Origin of the sequence: Ruegeria atlantica, from assembly GCF_013033965.1 — a bacterium.
In the GTDB taxonomy this organism is placed as follows: Bacteria; Pseudomonadota; Alphaproteobacteria; order Rhodobacterales; family Rhodobacteraceae; genus Ruegeria; species Ruegeria atlantica_D.
Genome location: NZ_WQFE01000002.1, coordinates 59657 through 76022, shown reverse-complemented (window position 1 = coordinate 76022; position 16366 = coordinate 59657). Strand labels below are relative to the sequence as shown.

Sequence of the window (16366 nt, the reverse complement as noted above, 5' to 3'; positions counted from 1 at the left end):
GTCTCCTGAATGGGGTAAACTCGGGAACTGAACGTAGGGGTCCGTCAATCCAAGGTCAAGATATCTGGGTGCGAGACAATGCTTGCGTCACAAGATCGTGTGGCAGCCACATCAAATCGGCTGTCCTTGTCCATAGGATTGCTGTGCGGATTTCGTGGTTCGGATAGACTTGGGAAAGCGCCTGCGCGTAGGCCCCCATCTGCCGCAACAGGCCTTCGGGACAACTTTCCGCGGTCTCGGGAACGGTCGCATTTGATTTGAAATCAATGGTCTGAACCTCGGTTTCGGTGATGATCAACCGGTCGACTATGCCATGCAAGCGGCGCCCATTCAGGTCCGCTGTCACGGGAACTTCGGCCAAGGCGTCCGGACCGAAGACGAACCGCAGATGTGCCGCAGTCATAACGTCGCAGGCCTCATCCAGCAGCTCTTGCCGTTCTGCGTCCTGCATATCGGGCAGTACCCGGGCGCAAAGCTGTGGCCAGTTTTCCCGTGTGGTTGAGGGCAGATGCTCAAGCAACAGATGCAGGCGCGTGCCGCGTAGCTTTGCCGCCTCTTCGTTCTGACCTGCATCGCTTGGCAACGCTTTGACTCCACCCAGATCCGAAGGGCTGAGAGTTTCTAGTTTTGGTTCTTGCGACGTAGCGGGTGAAAGGAACGGGGTTGGCAGATCCGCCACCGCAACCGTCGTTTCTGCGGTGTCCACCAGTGGTGGTGCGTTCCAATCCCCGTGTGACAATCGCAGAGTATCAGAACCCGGCAAAGCCACGGCCCCTACCCGTTCCATCGCAGCCTGCACCATCTGATACCAGCTGGTTCCGTCCTTGCCGACATCACCGGCGGCGGCCACAATCAGCCACTTCTCGGCCCGTGTTAGTGCGACATAAAGCAAGCGAAGCCGCTCATTTTCTTCCCGCGTGCGGGCTTCGTCTCGCGCACGCGCAATCAACGCCGGAGATGCGTCGGCTGGAACTTTCCACAGCGGTGTCCCTTCCGCCACCATGATCTCGGCGTCGCGCGGCGCTTGCCGTTTACCCGTATCCGGCAGGATCACGATCGGAGCCTCCAGCCCCTTGGAGCCATGCACTGTCATCACCCTGATCATGTTTCCGACGCCGCTCATCTGCCGTTTGATTTCCAGATCATCGGTCTGCATCCAGACCAGAAAACCGGTCAGGCTAGGGATATCGGAGCGTTCATAAGCCAGCGCCTGTGACAGCAGTGCGTTGATCCCATCCTCGGCCTCGGCCCCCAACCGGCCCAGCAATTTGCGCCGCCCATCATGGCGGGTCAGGATGCGTTCGATCAGGTCATAGGGGCGCAGAAAGTCGATCTGGCTGCGCAGATCGTTCAGGACTGCCAGTGTATCGGGAAATTCTTCAGCGCGCTGGCGCAGAGCGGCCCAAAGGAACTGTTCCTTGCGCCGATGCGCCAGGTCGAATAATTGCTGCTCGGTCCAGCCAAACAAAGGGGATTTCAGAACGGTGGCCAACGACAGGCTGTCCTCAGGCGTGGCCAGAAAGCTTAACAGAGCCGCCAGGTCTTTGACCGCCAATTCCGCCCCAACCTTTAGTCGGTCTGCCCCGGCGATCGGCAGGTCAGCGGCCTTGCAGGCCCGGATGATCTCGGCAAACAGGTCCGAACGGCGCTGAACGAGGATCAGGAAATCCCTTGGCTGCACCTTGCGCCGCACAAACGTGCCCGACGTTTCACCGTCTTCTGGGATTGTTTCACCCCGTTCTATCATCGCCTTGATCGACTGGGCCACCTTCTCGGCCAGAATGACATTATGATGCCGCGCACCGGGTCGATCCACCGGATCGGTCCAGTCGGAATCGTCATCGTCTTCGACCTTTTCAACCACAGGCCACAGGTCGACGCGACCGGGAAGATCGGCCTTGAAGGCGCGGTGCTGACTTTCTTTGTGAAACCCGGCCTCGGCGCGATTTTCAAACAGGATATCGACCAATGACAGGATCGCACTTGAGGAGCGGAATGAGTATTCCAGCGTGGAATCCCATAGTTTAGAGCCTGATTCTGACAGTTTCCGCCCAAATTCGGCCTGCATCAGGTCGAATGCCTGTGGATCGGCGCCCTGAAAGGAATAGATCGACTGTTTCTTGTCGCCAACCACGAAAATCGTGCGTTCAACCCCGGACCGGGCCCCTTCCCCGCTGGTGAATTCCTGCGCCAGTTTTTCGACCACGTCCCATTGGTCAGGGCTGGTATCCTGCGCTTCGTCCACCAGAATGTGATCGATGCCGCCATCCAACCGATACAATACCCACGCAGCCACAGCTGGGTCGTTTAGCACTTGCCGTGCGCGCAGGATCAGATCGTCAAAATCCAACCAGCCACGCAGCTGCTTGCGCCGTTCATATTCCGGCAAAAAAGCAGTGGCGAAACGGTGCAGGACCAACGTCTTGCGCGCCGCGACCAAAGCAAGCCGCTTCTCGCGCGCGGCTTCGACCCGCAGCATCAATGCTTCGAGCTGGGACATCTGCCCCGCTAGCGCGCCTTCTCGCAGAGCTTTGGTGGGGAAACTGTTGATTTTGGCGGCGAACGGCTCCTTAGCCCCCTTTCCAGTCAGAAACACGTTCTCTAACAGGGGTAAACTGGTGATCTTCGCCTCAGTAAGGGCCGCCAGTTTTGCTGCCGCCTTGGCATCTTTCGGTCCACTCCCGTTCAAAGCGGGTAGGATGGTGCGGATCAGCTCTACTTCACCGCCCAGAAACACACGTGCTATCAATGCGTTTTCATCGAACCCATCAGGTAGCTCAAACCGCTGCAGCACATCGGCCCATTCCAGCGGTTGTGCAAACAGGTTGCGTTTCTGGGTGATGGCTGCGGTGAGTTTGTCGAACCCGGTATCTGTGACAAACCGGGCGACGTCTTCGATCAATTCAGCCTGTGGACCTGCGGCAAAATCCTCGACAATCTCTTCGCGCAACAGGGCTGCTGCGCGGTCTTCCATCTCGGAAAACTGCGGGCTGACACCGGCTTCAAGTGGGAAACGTCGCAGCAGTGAGGCACAGAACGAGTGGATTGTCTGGATCTTCAGGCCGCCTGGCGTTTCGATAGCGCGCGCAAACAACGTTCTGGCCTGTGCCAGCCGTTCGGGGTCGATAACGCCCGGAACACCCAGATCGGTCAGTTGGGAAAGAAGGCCGACATCATCCTTCATTGCCCATTGTCCAAGGCGATCAAACAACCGGTTTTGCATCTCGCTGGCGGCGGCCTTGGTGTATGTCAAACAAAGGATATGCTGTGGCTGTACGCCGCCCAACAACAGACGCGCCACCCGATCAGTTAGAACCCGCGTTTTTCCTGAGCCTGCATTGGCCGCCAACCAGGTCGAGGCGTCGGGCCGCGCGGCCTGTACCTGCCGCTCGGTTGCGTCGTTGCGGGCGCTCATGTCAGGTCCTCGGGCGTTGTGTCATCAGTGCGGTCCCACTCACCGAACCGTGCCAGTTGGTCGTAGTCACCGATATCCGAATCCTTGTGTAACATCCGACGCGATGAATACCCCTGATCAGGCTCTAAATAAGCTGAGATTAGCTCTTTTAGCTCTGCCAGCACCTTGTCTGGCGGCTCTTTTGCCAGCGGTGCTTGTACCTCCTTGTAAGTTCCACCCATGCCAATGAAGATCGCCTCTGCTACGGGTGATGGGTCGAAACCATCAATGCCGCCCTCTTCGGCCATGGCGGCTTCAATCAATAGCTGTTTGTCGAATTTCGATTGCTGGCTTTCGGTCGGGGGCGTTCCTGTCTTGTAGTCAACAATACGCAACGCGCCGCGTTTGTTGCGATCTATCCTGTCCGCGCGGCCCGCAATGGTGAAATCCAGTGGCGACAGCACAAGTTTGACCATCGCTTCAAAGGCGACCGGGCCCCCGTCCCCGCGGCGTGCAATTTCGGCGGCCAGAAAATCGTCTGCGATACGTTCCAGCCGCGCCAGCCAAAGTTTCCGCGCCGTGGGCCATGCAACATGTTGATCTAGCAAAGTTTCCGCGCGTTTCAAAAAGTTCTCGCGCGTCAGCAAGGCGGTGTCCAGAACACTGTCTTTGACAAAGTGCTCCAGGATTTCGTGGATCACGATGCCGCGCAGCAACGCATCCGGTGCCTGCACCAGTGGGTCCAGTGGTTTCAGTTTCAGTACGTGCTTGGCGTAAATCGCGTAAGGGTCGCGGATCAGCCGTTTGATTTCCGTTACGCTCAGCTGATTCGGGCGCGACGCCACTGGTGGTCGTGGAGAAGGGCGCGTTGCCGGTGCAATGTGTGGCGCGGCCTCAAGCTGTTCCGACCATCGCAGCCATTGCCGCCCCTTTTTACGCATTTCCGACAGGGCTTCAGGTCCGCCCTGCTCTGGCAAGCCCTGAAGCAAGTTCGTCAGTCGGTTCAGCCAACGTGACGGCACGGTTTCTGCATCGTCGGACCGGGTTGCACGGGTCAGCCAGACTTCGGGCGCACCGATGGCTTGCTGAAAATCATGTGCCGACAGACCGATCCGGCGTTCAGGCAGCAAAAGCCCGGCCTGATCGCGCATCTGACGGTTCAGCCAAGGGTCTGGCACGGCTGCTTCGGGCCAGCTGCCTTCGTTCAGGCCTCCCAGAATAAGCAGATCTGCCCCCTGCACCCGCGCCTCAAGCGTGCCCCAGATCATGATGTGGGGATGCGGCGCGTCGCGGTCGCGGACCTCTTCTCCTGCCAGCAATGCACCCAACAGATCGGCAAAGTCATAGGCAGTCATCGGGCCGCCGTGTTGTGCCTCATCTTCCAGTGCGGTCAGAACGCCCAGCGCTTTTTGGCCTGCATTCTTATCCCATAGTGTCCCGGTTTCCCCTGACGCACCGGCAGAAATGGCCTCGGCCAGCGCGCGCAACCTTTTGACCCAGTCGGTCAATGAAAGCTGACCCAAGACTTGCTGATCGCAGAAATGAGCGGTCAGCCATTGCACCCAGTCCTCAGGCACCTCTTTGCGGATGGCGAAGGCGGTGAGGGAGACACTGTCCGGGAACGGTGGACCGTGTCGGCGCAGATCGAGTTCCAGATCACGTGTGTGCAGCAAATGCGCGCCGCGCCCTTCGCCATCATGACATAGCGGGTGTTTCAGTAAGGTCAGCAAAGCCTCGCCATCCAGACGCCGGGCGAAAAGTCCCGCCACGTGACGCAGAAACCGGCCGGGTGGCGACAATTGCAGAGGAAGACCAGCACTGTCGTCGGGAAGGATGTTCCAACGATCCAATGCGGCGCTGACTTGCCGTGTCAGCATCCGATCTGGCGTGATCAATGCGGCGGTCTGACCGGTTTCAGCCGCCTGGCGCAGGCGCAGCGCGATGGCCAGCGCCTCGGATCGGGGCGATTGCGCCTCGACCAATGTCAGGTCCTTTGTGGCGCCATCGAGACCCGTTAGCCGCGGGCCTTCTGACATCCAGGCATCTGTGATCGGGGCAGGGCGTAAAGCGAGTGAAACCAAACGGTTGCGGGCGGGCGAGGGTGGTTGATCCCCTGTCCAGGGTTTGATCTGGCTCGGTTCCAACCCAAGCTGCATCATCAGCTTGCGAAACCGGTACTGTGGGTGGTCTTCTGATAACAGTGCGTCATCCAAGCCATGCCAGACGTGATCGGGCTGATCGTAATCAAACCCCGGCAGGATCAGTGCCCCTTGCGGCAAGCGTGCGACCGCTTCCATCAGCATCAGAGTGGTTCCGCGTGATCCGGTCGACCCGGCGAGGATGACTGGGTGCTGAGGTGGTGCGGTTCGCCAGCGTTCGATCAGGTTTTCGACCACAAGGCGCTGCCGGGCCTGAACATCCAGAGCGTCATGACCCGAGTTGATAAAGTGATCCGCAATCCCAATGAACGCCTGCGCGCGGGCCCAGTGGCCGGACATGTCGCTGACGTCCAGCTGCCGAATTGCATTTGGTGAAACACCTTCGCCCTGCATCTCGTCAATCAGTGCGGCCAAACTGTCGGACAGGTCAAATAGCGAGGACCGCGCAGCAAGATCCGGCTGTTGTTCCAGTAGCTTAGAGATCAGCTGCGTCAACTCCAGCCTGCGCCGCAGCGGTGGTATCGCCGGAGGTATCTGCGCAAGATCAACGCTTTCACCCAGATCAGTGACCAGTGACAGGCGCGGCAACAGGCAAGCCGGGCCTTGGTCAAACAGGTCACGGACCCGCCGTGCCATGCGCCTTGTGTTGACGACCAACTGAACCTTGGCCAGCGCTTCAGGAGGATGACCAGCGAAGCGCGCGCGCAGCCCTTGAACCAGCATTTTCGGGAAATCCGCACCGGGTGGGACGGCAAAAACGCGCGGTGCGTGGCTGGGTTCAAACATCGGCAATGAGCCCTTCGGCCAAAGTGATCCCCTTGGGGTGGCCGACATCACACCAGCGTCCCGGATAGGTGAGGGCAAACAGACGATCTTGCTGCTGCAACCGGTCCCAGAGCACGTTCAATGAGAACGCCTTCTCGCGTATATCCATCAATCCGTCGGTTTTCATGATCTGCGCGCCACCGTAGATCAGCTCTCCACCACGCACGATCCGCCCTGTTTCATCAGCTGTGAAATCGCCCTTCCCTGTGTGCCCGACAGTTTGACCCACCGGAATACACATCAACAGCGCGTCCATGTGGTCAGGATTCCACGCCGTGCGGAGCATTGCCAAAGGGTTCGGTCCTGACCAGATCGCGTCGGGGTTCAGGGTATAGACCGGGTGCGGGCCCAGCAAAGGCAATGCGGCACGTATCCCGCCGCCAGTTTCCAGTATATCCGGGGCCTCATGCGAAAGCAGAACACCCTTTGGGGACAGGTGAGCCTCAAGCTGGTCTGGCAGATAATGCAGGTTGGCCACTATGCGCTTGGGGCGCACGTCATCCACCAGATCCAATGCGTGATCAATCAGAGGCCTGCCGGCCACTTCGATCAATGGTTTGGGCTGTTTTTGGGTCAAAAGGCCCATACGGGTGCCAAACCCGGCTGCAAACAGCATGACGGCTTCGGGGTCTTGGGTCATTTCTGTCTGAGCCTGTCCAGGTTTTCAGGGGTCGGTGGGGGCAGGGCCTCGCGCAGCAGGTCGGCGACGGCAACCAGTGCGGGGTGTTCCAGATCCCGCATCACATGCGCCCAGGTTGCCGGAATCAGATCGACGTAACCGGGTTTGCCGCGCTCGGTTGCCAGCCGGGCAAAGACGCCCAGAATGCGCAGGTTTCGCTGTGTGCCCAAAACAGCGTAGGCAGTGCGGAAATCATGATCATTCACTCCGGTTGCGGCGATATAGCGGTTCACCATCCGCATTTCGGTTCCGAGTGAAACATCGCGACGCACATCTTGCAGCAACGATACCAGATCATAGGCCGGGTGGCCTAACATCGCGGTTTGAAAGTCCAACAAACCAGCGCGTTTAACCCCGTCGCGATCCGGCAGCCAGATCAGGTTTTCGGCGTGATAGTCACGCAGCACAACAACTTTGGTCCCCGAAGTTTCCCGGTGCAGAATGTCCGAGAACCGGTTTTCGAACCGGTTACGCGCATCGGAGTCGTGCGTGCCCAGAACGGCCTGCGCATATTTGGTAAAGGACAGCGCGGCCAGTTCCGTCATCAGGGTCGGATCATAGGACGGCAAAGACAGGCTTGGTGCGTTGTGAAGGTCGATCAGCACATCCGTTGCAACCTCATAAAGCTCGCGTTCCATTCCGGGGGTTTGTGAAAGAACACGTGCAAAAAGGTCGTCTCCGAGGTCTTCGAGCAACAGGAAACCGTAATGCGAGTCCTCGGCATAAATCTCGGGGGCGCTCAGGCCAAGGGACCGAAGGTATTCGGCCACTCGGGCAAAGTCTTCGACATTTTCTGCCTTACCCGGGGGCGAATCCATTAACACCGCGGTCTTGCCAGTTTCCGGATCGGTCAACCGTTCGTACCGGCGGTTCGAGGCATCCCCAGCCAGCGGTGCACGCTTTGCGTTGGCCCATGCGGTCTGCGCAATCAGCGCTTCGGCCAATACCGCCCTATTTGTCATGCTGGAATCCTTAGTTTTGCGGGCCATTTCGGATCTGACCAGGACAGGGTCAGGTGGCGTATGTCAGTCATGTTAGGGTCTGTTTCAAATGACAGGGTCGCAGCCGAATCCGGATTCAATGGCCCCAATTTGTCCGGCCATTCAATCAAACAGATTGCGGTGTCAAACGCCTCGGTCAGCCCCAGTTCTTCGACCTCTTCAACAGCGCTTAGACGGTACAGGTCGCAGTGCCAGATTTCCCCGACCGGTGTGTCGTAGGCCTGAACCAGCGTGAATGTGGGCGAGGGCACATCCTCGGGCTCGGCCATCAGCGACTGGATCAAGCTGCGGGCAAAATGGGTTTTGCCACTGCCGATCTCACCCTTAAGCAAAAGGATATCCCCGGATCGCAGTTCTGTACCGACGCGAGCAGCGAATTCCGCAGTTTCCTCGGGCGAATTCAAAGTGATCAGGCAGGGCGATTTGGTCATGGCGCCACAATGGCCCCGTGCCCGGTCGGCTGCAACCCGGTTCAGGCGCTGATCTGCTGCGCCTCTTGCTGCATTGATACGTCACGATCGACGGAGAAACGAACGATGGTGGCACCATTCTGCATCGGGCTGACCGTGCATAGCACCTGGGCGCCGTTTCGCAGATAGATAACACCCGACCATTCGGCGCGATTGTCCCGCGCCTCAACAAATTCGCGAATTTCGCCAAGGATCGGAGTCGCTGTGCAGTGTTCCTGCCAGTTTCTGGTCACTTCAAGAACGGTGTCTGCGTCAAACCCGGCGTCGCCGGTATCCCCCCAGAGCTGTTGGTAGGCGAAATTGGTAAATGCCAGCGTACCGTCGTCGCTGAAGACGGCGATGGCGTCGGCCAGTTTGTCCAGAATGGATTGCATCAGATCCATCTCCGAGCGGAACCTGCGGGTCAGGGTGATCTCGGCGGTGATGTCTTCGATCAGAAATGCCACAGCGCCGTCGGGGTGAGGACGGCCGCTGACCGAATATACCGACCCCGAAGGCAGAGACCATGTCTCTTGATAGTTTCCGTCCTCTGCCGCCTCAAGCAGGTCGTTCATCTGACTGCGCCAGCTGCGATAGTTTTTGGGTTCGGGCATCATATGCTGGTCCCGAAGGCGATCGAAAAAGCTGGACAGGCTGGGGCGACAGCTCAGGAAATCCGGGGGGAGGGTGGTCAGGTCGATCAGGGCCGGGTTGAACAGCGCCAACTGGCGGTTGCGGTCAAAAATCGCCAACCCGATGGAAAGTTGCGCAAAGGTTTTAGTCATGGTCTGAACGAACTTGCGCTGCGCCATTTCCGCCTCGACGATTGCGTTGATGTCGACGGCATAGGACAGGTGGCCTTCGGGGTGGTCCACAATGGTAAGATCGAACCACAGCTTGTTGTCACTGAATTCCGAGGAAATTGAGACGCGGGCCTTTGTGCTTAACCTTTGGTCGTCATCGGGGACCGGAAACAGCGGCGCAGTCAGGTCTGTGTCCTGATCCCGCACTTTGCGCACCAGCGAAATATAAGCGGCATTGCACCAGCGCACATTGCCCTGATGGTCCAGCAGCCAAACAGGGTAGGGCGCCTTTTCCATGGCAAGGCGGTTTGGATCATTTGATGCGCTTTGGGTCATTGACGGGCAGTCAGTCCGGTCGCGCAGTTGAACGCGCACAATGCCGTCTATCCATTCACACAGAACGTCGCGTTCAACCGTACAGTCGATGGCTGGGATGACCAGATTGCCTTCACGCCGGACCCGGTCAGGCGTTTCAGGGAAGGTTGGAAAGTCCCTGTGCAGCAACCGGCACAGATCAGCCCAGTCGCGAACTTGCTCGAACCCTTCCAGTGCGATGTCCGAATGGCTGATAAGTCGATCCCCATCGAACAGGAACGCCGCATCGAACATTGATGCAGGTGAGGACAGGCCAAAGTTGTCCCCTCGGGCCCGCCGGCGCGGCAGCAGCCACTGAACTGCAAGACTTGCGGAAACCAGGCCGATTATGGCCAGAATAATCCAGTCGACCATGCGCCCTCCGGTGCGCGAAACCACGAAACGGCACTATGCGCCTTAATGGTTAACGGGGTCTTAACCTATGAGGCCTCAACCAATGCACCCAAGTCAATTCAGGTCTGGAACCGTTGGTTCACGCCCGAAGGCACGGGCGTATCGCCGGTTTGCGCATCCACAAGGTTACGTGGCCAGGTTACTTTGACAATCGCGCCTCGGCGATCAGGGTTATCCGACAGCGTTTGGTACGGGTCCGAACCGTTGGCAAAATCCAGCTCTGCTCCGCTGCGCTCAAGCAGTGTTTTGGCAATGAAAAGACCAAGGCCCATACCCTCATATTCCGGGCGTGTCCTTTTGTCGGTCTCACTGCGGCGGCGGCGCATGAAAGGATCGCCGATCCGGCCGATCATCTGAGACGGATATCCGCGACCGTCATCCATGATACTGACGGTGATCTGTTTGGTGGACCATTCCGCCTCGACCCAGACATTGTCACGCGAAAAATCCACAGCGTTCTGGATAAGATTGCGCAGGCCGTGAATGATCTCGGGCTTGCGCAGGATCGAGGGCTGCTGGACATCGCCATCTTCGGCCGGACCCTCCTCGAAATGAACCGTCTTGCCGCGGTTGATATGCGGCTCGGCCGCTTCGTGCACCACGGTCGAAAGCGGGGCTTGCCGCAAATGCAGATCGTCTTTGCCGGCTCGGCCCATATCCCGCAGGATATCCCGACAGCGGTTTGCCTGTTCCCGGATCAGGGCGGCGTCTTCGATCAGGTCGGGCCGGTCGTCCAGTTCCTCAATCAACTCGGAACTGGCCAGTTTGATCGTCGCCAGAGGCGTGCCCAGCTCATGCGCGGCGGCAGCAACCACGCCGCCCAGATCGGTCAGCTTCTGTTCGCGCGCCAGCGCCATATGGGTGGCGGCCAGCGCTTCGGACATGGACTGCACCTCAGAGCTGACGCGATGCGAATAGGCGCCCAGAAATACAATCGCGATGACGATTGCAGCCCAGTTCCCGAACAACAAAATGTCGGGGATGTCCAGCTCAGCCCCCAGTCCGGTGCGCAGGGGTAGATGGAATTCGGCCAAAAGGGTGGTCAGGACAATGGCCACACCCCCGATAATCAGCGTAGATCGCGTGCTCATGACGCTGGCGGAAATCGTGACAGGCCCCACCAGCAACAGCGCAAAGGGGTTGTTCAACCCGCCGGTCAAATACAGCAGAATGGTCAGCTGGAGCAGGTCAAACAGCACCATCAGAAAGTTTTCGAACTCGGACAGGCGTTTATTGCGGGGAAACAGCAGGATCGCAGTCAGGTTCCCCATGATCGAGATTCCGATCGCCAGATAGCACAGGGTCGCGTCCAGCTGGATGTCATATGTCTGCTGCGCGACGGTGATCGCTGTGATCTGTCCGAAGATGGCAACCCAACGTAACAGGATCAGAGTTCGCAACCGGATCCAGCTGCTGCGTTCCTGGCCGCGCCATAATGTGATGTTGGAATTTGCCATCGGTCGATTATGTCCTGTTGCATCGGCTGAACTTCTTGATAGGTGTCCCGGCCGAAACGATCAACAACCCCTCTTATGTCAGGATTGATGTCATGGTCCGTCTTTATGCCATCCTCGCAACCGTTGTTCTGGCCGTTGGCCTTGGGGCCATGTGGCTGCTGACGCGCGGTGCCGGATCGGACGACAAGTTCGCGCAATGCCGGACCAGTCAGATCGCAGGCGGTGCGGCGGCTATTGGTGGCCCGTTCGAACTGATCAACGGCAAGGGCGAAACGGTCACCGACAAGGATGTGATCACCGAGCCGACGCTTGTGTATTTCGGCTATACCTTCTGCCCCGATGTCTGCCCGTTTGACATGTCCCGCAACGCCGAAGCGGTGGATATCTTGGCTGAACGCGGCCAGTCGGTGACTCCTTTGTTCATCTCAATCGACCCGGACCGTGACACAACCGAGGTGGTGGCGGACTATGCCTTTAACCTGGGTGGCAAAACCATCGCGCTGACCGGCACGCCCGAACAGGTCAAGGCGGCAAGCCAGGCCTACAAGACCTATTACAAGGCCCATGACAAAAGCGATGAGTACTATCTGGTCGACCATTCGACCTTTACCTACTTGGTCACGCCCGAAGAAGGGTTCATCGAGTTTTTCAATCGGGATGACACAGGTGAACAGATGGCTGACAAGGTCGGCTGTTTTCTGGACAAGATCTAGAACGTGACGGGTTGTTTGACCTTTGGGATGGCGCTGCTATTACTCATGGTTAAGCCAAAGGCGTGAAATAGCGGAAAGAACAGAATATGGCGGACAGCTCTGACCTCGACATCGGCCCCGATAAATCCCTGCTTTTGGTGGACGATGACGAACCGTTTCTGAGACGTCTGGCCAAAGCGATGGAGAAACGCGGGTTCGAAGTTGAAACCGCAGGGTCCGTCGCCGCTGGCCGCGCAATTTCAACTGCCCGCCCGCCCGCCTATGCCGTCGTTGATCTGCGGCTTGAGGACGGCAATGGTCTCGATGTCGTTGAAGTGTTGCGCGAGAAACGCCCTGACAGCCGGGTTGTAGTTCTAACCGGTTACGGCGCGATTGCCACAGCCGTGGCCGCCGTCAAGATCGGCGCGACTGACTATCTGTCCAAACCCGCCGACGCCACCGACATCACCAATGCGCTGCTGGCCAAGGGCGACGAGCTGCCCCCGCCCCCGGAAAACCCCATGAGCGCGGACCGTGTTCGTTGGGAGCATATCCAGCGGGTTTATGAGCTGTGTGATCGGAACGTATCCGAGACTGCGCGGCGGCTGAACATGCATCGGCGGACGCTGCAGCGGATTTTGGCGAAGCGTAGTCCGCGTTGAAGCTGTGGCTTCCGGTCCTAACGGTAGCAGTTTTAGCTGTTTCTTCCTCTGAAGCGTCATCAGCATGCATTGATCTCGGCAATCCCACTTTTGCCTCTCACCCAAGAAAAGTTGATCTATGTACAGATGGGCAATGTGAAACTGCGCTACTGACAAGTAGCTGCGGTAACATGTACTATGAAGCGCAGCGTTTTCGGACCGAAAGACACGATTGGCTATTTCGAGTAAGGTTCAATGAGGCCCGTGAAGACAATGCGTTCTTCGTAAGTCGAGATGAAACGGAATTGATGCTGGATGAACTTCTAAATCTGTCATGTAGGCCTGCCTCGGACGGTTATGAATGCGTCTTTATCGACCGAGTAGTAACTGGTTACTCTGAATAACTTGGGTTTCAGCGGACTCAATGCACGTCGGACCTCCCGCGTCACCGCATCGTGACTTGATAATACGGAGTGCCCGAACAAGTTTCAGCTTGGAATAATCATCGTCAAAACAGGACAAAAGAATGATCGGCTATGTGACCATCGGCGTTTCGGACTTGGAGCGCGCTAAAAGATTTTACACGACACTGTTTGCGGACAAGGGCGCAAAAGTTGTGATCGACGCTGGTCGCATCGCTTTCATCGGAAATGACCCGTCAGCTCCCATGCTTGCCGTTTGCACACCCTACGATGGCGAAGCCTGCGCGACTGGCAACGGTGGAATGGTTGCTTTTGCAGCAGACTGCAAGGATGAAGCCAAGGCGCTTTACGAGAAGGCAATCAGCTTGGGAGCCACAGATGAAGGAGAACCCGGGCAGCGCGTCCCTGATCGGTTCTACGGTGCCTATGCTCGCGATCTGGACGGCAACAAGCTGTGTTTTTACGTATTCGGCTAAAGCCGAGTCAGCAATACTCCATGCCGCTCCAAATACGCCCGCCGCACTTCAACTGGCGGGCGTAACGTGATCGCCAACCCCTCCAACACTGCCTTATCTGGGCGACCAAAGAACTTTGTCGCTTCGGCCTCGGAAAACCCTGCAATCTGCGTTGCCTCCATCCAAGCGCTGATTTTGTCGGCCTTCTTGATCTGCCGTTTCACCGTTTTCGGCACCGCAGCAGGCAAACCGAACCGGATGTGAATCGCCGCCGCGAGACGATCATCCAGCGCACCGTAATCCGGACCTACGGCGGATTTGACGGGTGAGATCATATCTCCGATCACATATTCCGGCGCATCGTGTAACAGCGCGGCTAATCGCCATTTTACAGGCGCTTTGGGGGCAATCCGACCGAAAAGCTCTTCAACCAGAAGGGAGTGCTCGGCCACGGAATAGGCATAATCGCCAGCGGTTTGCCCGTTCCAGCGCGCCACAAAGGCCAGACCGTGCGCGATATCTTCGATCTCGATATCCACCGGTGTCGGGTCCAGCAGATCGAGCCTGCGACCGGAAAGCATTCGTTGCCATGCCCTGGGTTGTGTTGCCATTATGCCATGCCTTGTGAAGTAGGACACGTTGAGTTCGCGTTTTTATGCTATGATGTACCTGTCTGGATCACAGGCTGCCAACAAATTCTTGAGCTTTCGTGCTTTGAACCTACACGATTTGATCCCGACATATGGACTGAGGGGGGCGTACTCCTTTCAGTTATGCCCTCTCGTACTGAAACACGTATCGAAAGGAGCATGTTATGTTCAAACGTTTATTCGCGATAACCCTGACCTTCGGCATGGCCGCAACCGCACCGCCTGCCCTCGCCAAAAGCTGTGCACAGCGCGAACATGTGATCGCTAAGCTACAGGACAGTTATTCAGAAGAACTTGTCTTTGGCGGATTGCAGAAAACGCGGGGCGCGCGGGCTGTTATGGAGGTTTGGACCTCGAAGGAAACCGGAAGCTATACGGTTCTGGTGACCCAGGCGAACGGCATTAGTTGTATTGTCGCCGTTGGCACCGATTTTTTTGAAGCGATTCCAAAGATAGAGCTCAAGGGTGAACCAAGTTGATTTGAACCGGTTCATCCGGTTTCCGGCCATCCACGTTGCCACTTGCCCCAAGGAGTGCTAGGGGCTGCCCGGACTGTGATTTACCGGAATGGAGCACCTGATGGCCGGGGACTATATCGTCAAAGACATCTCATTGGCCGGGTTTGGCCGCAAGGAACTGAACATCGCCGAAACCGAAATGCCGGGCCTGATGGCGCTGCGCTCGGAATACGGTGAGAGCAAGCCGCTGAAAGGCGCGCGCATCGTCGGATCGCTGCATATGACGATCCAGACCGCCGTTCTGATTGAAACACTGGTCGCGCTGGGCGCGGATGTGCGCTGGGCATCATGCAACATCTTTTCAACTCAGGATCACGCGGCGGCTGCGATTGCCGAGGCCGGTATTCCGGTTTTCGCCATCAAAGGTCAGACGCTGGAAGAGCACTGGGATTATCTGGACAAATCCTTCCTGTTCGAAGACGGCCCTAACATGATTCTGGACGATGGCGGCGACGCAACGCTGTACATTCTGCTGGGTGCCCGCGCCGAAGCGGGTGAAGACATCATCCCCGTTCCGTCTTCGGAAGAGGAAGAAGTCATCAAAGCCCAAATCGCCAAGCGTTTGGCGGCAAGCCCTGGCTGGTTCACTAAGATGCGCGACCAGATTCAGGGCGTGTCCGAGGAAACCACCACCGGTGTGAACCGCTTGTATCAGCTGGTCAAAGACGGCCAACTGCCATTCCCTGCCATCAACGTGAACGACTCGGTCACCAAGTCGAAATTCGACAACAAATACGGCTGCAAGGAATCTCTGGTCGACGGTATCCGCCGCGCCACCGACACCATGATGGCTGGTAAGGTTGCCGTGGTCTGCGGTTACGGAGATGTGGGCAAAGGGTCAGCCGCCTCGCTGCGCGGCGCGGGTGCCCGCGTGAAGGTGACCGAAGTTGACCCGATCTGTGCCCTGCAGGCGGCGATGGACGGGTTCGAAGTTACCCTGCTGGAAGACGAAGTCGCGTCGGCCGACATCTTCATCACCACAACCGGCAACAAGGACGTGATCCGCATCGAGCACATGCGCGAGATGAAGGACATGGCCATCGTTGGCAATATCGGTCACTTCGACAACGAAATTCAGGTGGCCAACCTAAAGAACCACAAGTGGACCAATATCAAGGAACAGGTAGATATGATCGAGCTGCCCTCGGGCAACCGCATCATCCTGCTGTCCGAAGGCCGTCTGCTGAACCTCGGCAATGCCACCGGGCACCCGTCTTTCGTGATGTCAGCGTCCTTCACCAACCAGGTACTGGCGCAGATCGAGCTGTTCACGAAGGGTGATGAGTACAACAACGACGTCTACATTCTGCCCAAGCACCTGGATGAGAAGGTCGCGCGCCTGCATCTGGATCGCATCGGTGTGAAACTGACCCAAATGGACAGTGAGCAGGCAGCTTACATCGGCGTGAAGCCCGAAGGCCCCTATAAGCCGGAACATTATCGCTATTGAGTG

At 57.7% G+C, this 16366-nt stretch carries 13 protein-coding genes; 5 read left to right on the top strand and 8 right to left on the bottom strand.

Features of this window, described 5'->3' with window-relative positions; all coding sequences use genetic code 11:
* Window positions 1-55: 55 nt before the first annotated feature.
* The 7 genes from addA to regB all read right to left on the bottom strand — a co-directional run bounded on the left by addA (window position 56) and on the right by regB (window position 11535).
* Window positions 56-3415 (bottom strand): double-strand break repair helicase AddA, encoded by a 3360-nt coding sequence (addA, locus tag GOW16_RS04235; RefSeq protein WP_170410770.1) that lies wholly within the window; start codon window positions 3413-3415, stop codon window positions 56-58.
* On the bottom strand, window positions 3412-6339 hold the full coding sequence (addB, locus tag GOW16_RS04230) for a double-strand break repair protein AddB (RefSeq protein WP_170410768.1): 2928 nt from the start codon (window positions 6337-6339) through the stop codon (window positions 3412-3414). Before addB ends, addA begins: the two co-directional genes overlap by 4 nt.
* A complete protein-coding gene (locus GOW16_RS04225; RefSeq protein ID WP_170410765.1) occupies window positions 6332-7018 on the bottom strand; it encodes a nucleotidyltransferase family protein in 687 nt (228 codons plus the stop codon). The genes addB and GOW16_RS04225 overlap by 8 nt, the downstream gene beginning before the upstream one ends.
* Window positions 7015-8019, bottom strand: a complete 1005-nt coding sequence (locus tag GOW16_RS04220; RefSeq protein WP_170410762.1) for an aminoglycoside phosphotransferase family protein — start codon at window positions 8017-8019, stop codon at window positions 7015-7017. The genes GOW16_RS04225 and GOW16_RS04220 overlap by 4 nt, the downstream gene beginning before the upstream one ends.
* The gene (gene tsaE, locus GOW16_RS04215) at window positions 8016-8489 is read right to left on the bottom strand and encodes a tRNA (adenosine(37)-N6)-threonylcarbamoyltransferase complex ATPase subunit type 1 TsaE (protein ID WP_170410759.1); all 474 of its coding nucleotides are present in this window, start codon (window positions 8487-8489) and stop codon (window positions 8016-8018) included. The genes GOW16_RS04220 and tsaE overlap by 4 nt, the downstream gene beginning before the upstream one ends.
* Window positions 8490-8530: 41 nt before the next feature.
* Window positions 8531-10039, bottom strand: coding sequence for a PAS-domain containing protein (locus GOW16_RS04210; RefSeq protein ID WP_170410756.1), 1509 nt, complete (start codon window positions 10037-10039; stop codon window positions 8531-8533).
* A gap of 98 nt (window positions 10040-10137) precedes the next feature.
* The gene (gene regB / locus GOW16_RS04205; RefSeq protein ID WP_170410753.1) at window positions 10138-11535 is read right to left on the bottom strand and encodes a sensor histidine kinase RegB; all 1398 of its coding nucleotides are present in this window, start codon (window positions 11533-11535) and stop codon (window positions 10138-10140) included.
* Between the two features lie 92 nt (window positions 11536-11627).
* Between regB and GOW16_RS04200 the strand changes: the two genes are divergently transcribed.
* The 3 genes from GOW16_RS04200 to GOW16_RS04190 all read left to right on the top strand — a co-directional run bounded on the left by GOW16_RS04200 (window position 11628) and on the right by GOW16_RS04190 (window position 13766).
* Window positions 11628-12248: an SCO family protein gene (locus GOW16_RS04200; protein ID WP_170410750.1), complete on the top strand. Its 621-nt coding sequence runs from the start codon at window positions 11628-11630 to the stop codon at window positions 12246-12248.
* Window positions 12249-12334: 86 nt separating this feature from the next.
* Window positions 12335-12889 carry an ActR/PrrA/RegA family redox response regulator transcription factor gene (locus GOW16_RS04195; protein ID WP_142637470.1) on the top strand — a complete coding sequence of 185 codons (555 nt, stop codon included), beginning with the start codon at window positions 12335-12337 and terminating at the stop codon, window positions 12887-12889.
* A gap of 505 nt (window positions 12890-13394) precedes the next feature.
* Window positions 13395-13766: a VOC family protein gene (locus tag GOW16_RS04190; protein WP_170410747.1), complete on the top strand. Its 372-nt coding sequence runs from the start codon at window positions 13395-13397 to the stop codon at window positions 13764-13766.
* Here GOW16_RS04190 and GOW16_RS04185 read toward each other — a convergent pair.
* Window positions 13763-14356, bottom strand: a complete 594-nt coding sequence (locus GOW16_RS04185) for an HD domain-containing protein (RefSeq protein WP_170410743.1) — start codon at window positions 14354-14356, stop codon at window positions 13763-13765. The two genes, GOW16_RS04190 and GOW16_RS04185, sit on opposite strands and share 4 nt — an antisense overlap.
* Window positions 14357-14559: 203 nt before the next feature.
* Between GOW16_RS04185 and GOW16_RS04180 the strand changes: the two genes are divergently transcribed.
* On the top strand, window positions 14560-14874 hold the full coding sequence (locus GOW16_RS04180) for a hypothetical protein (RefSeq protein WP_170410740.1): 315 nt from the start codon (window positions 14560-14562) through the stop codon (window positions 14872-14874).
* Between the two features lie 100 nt (window positions 14875-14974).
* The gene (gene ahcY / locus GOW16_RS04175; RefSeq protein ID WP_170410737.1) at window positions 14975-16363 is read left to right on the top strand and encodes an adenosylhomocysteinase; all 1389 of its coding nucleotides are present in this window, start codon (window positions 14975-14977) and stop codon (window positions 16361-16363) included.
* The last annotated feature ends 3 nt before the right edge of the window (window positions 16364-16366 follow it).

Excerpts from the sequence above, each read along its gene's own strand:
- addA (WP_170410770.1), bottom strand. The coding sequence starts at position 3,415 with ATGAGCGCCCGCAACGACGCAACCGAGCGGCAGGTACAGGCCGCGCGG.
- addB (WP_170410768.1), bottom strand. The coding sequence starts at position 6,339 with ATGTTTGAACCCAGCCACGCACCGCGCGTTTTTGCCGTCCCACCCGGT.
- GOW16_RS04225 (WP_170410765.1), bottom strand. The coding sequence starts at position 7,018 with ATGACCCAAGACCCCGAAGCCGTCATGCTGTTTGCAGCCGGGTTTGGC.
- GOW16_RS04220 (WP_170410762.1), bottom strand. The coding sequence starts at position 8,019 with ATGACAAATAGGGCGGTATTGGCCGAAGCGCTGATTGCGCAGACCGCA.
- tsaE (WP_170410759.1), bottom strand. The coding sequence starts at position 8,489 with ATGACCAAATCGCCCTGCCTGATCACTTTGAATTCGCCCGAGGAAACT.
- GOW16_RS04210 (WP_170410756.1), bottom strand. The coding sequence starts at position 10,039 with ATGGTCGACTGGATTATTCTGGCCATAATCGGCCTGGTTTCCGCAAGT.
- regB (WP_170410753.1), bottom strand. The coding sequence starts at position 11,535 with ATGGCAAATTCCAACATCACATTATGGCGCGGCCAGGAACGCAGCAGC.
- GOW16_RS04200 (WP_170410750.1), top strand. The coding sequence starts at position 11,628 with ATGGTCCGTCTTTATGCCATCCTCGCAACCGTTGTTCTGGCCGTTGGC.
- GOW16_RS04195 (WP_142637470.1), top strand. The coding sequence starts at position 12,335 with ATGGCGGACAGCTCTGACCTCGACATCGGCCCCGATAAATCCCTGCTT.
- GOW16_RS04190 (WP_170410747.1), top strand. The coding sequence starts at position 13,395 with ATGATCGGCTATGTGACCATCGGCGTTTCGGACTTGGAGCGCGCTAAA.
- GOW16_RS04185 (WP_170410743.1), bottom strand. The coding sequence starts at position 14,356 with ATGGCAACACAACCCAGGGCATGGCAACGAATGCTTTCCGGTCGCAGG.
- GOW16_RS04180 (WP_170410740.1), top strand. The coding sequence starts at position 14,560 with ATGTTCAAACGTTTATTCGCGATAACCCTGACCTTCGGCATGGCCGCA.
- ahcY (WP_170410737.1), top strand. The coding sequence starts at position 14,975 with ATGGCCGGGGACTATATCGTCAAAGACATCTCATTGGCCGGGTTTGGC.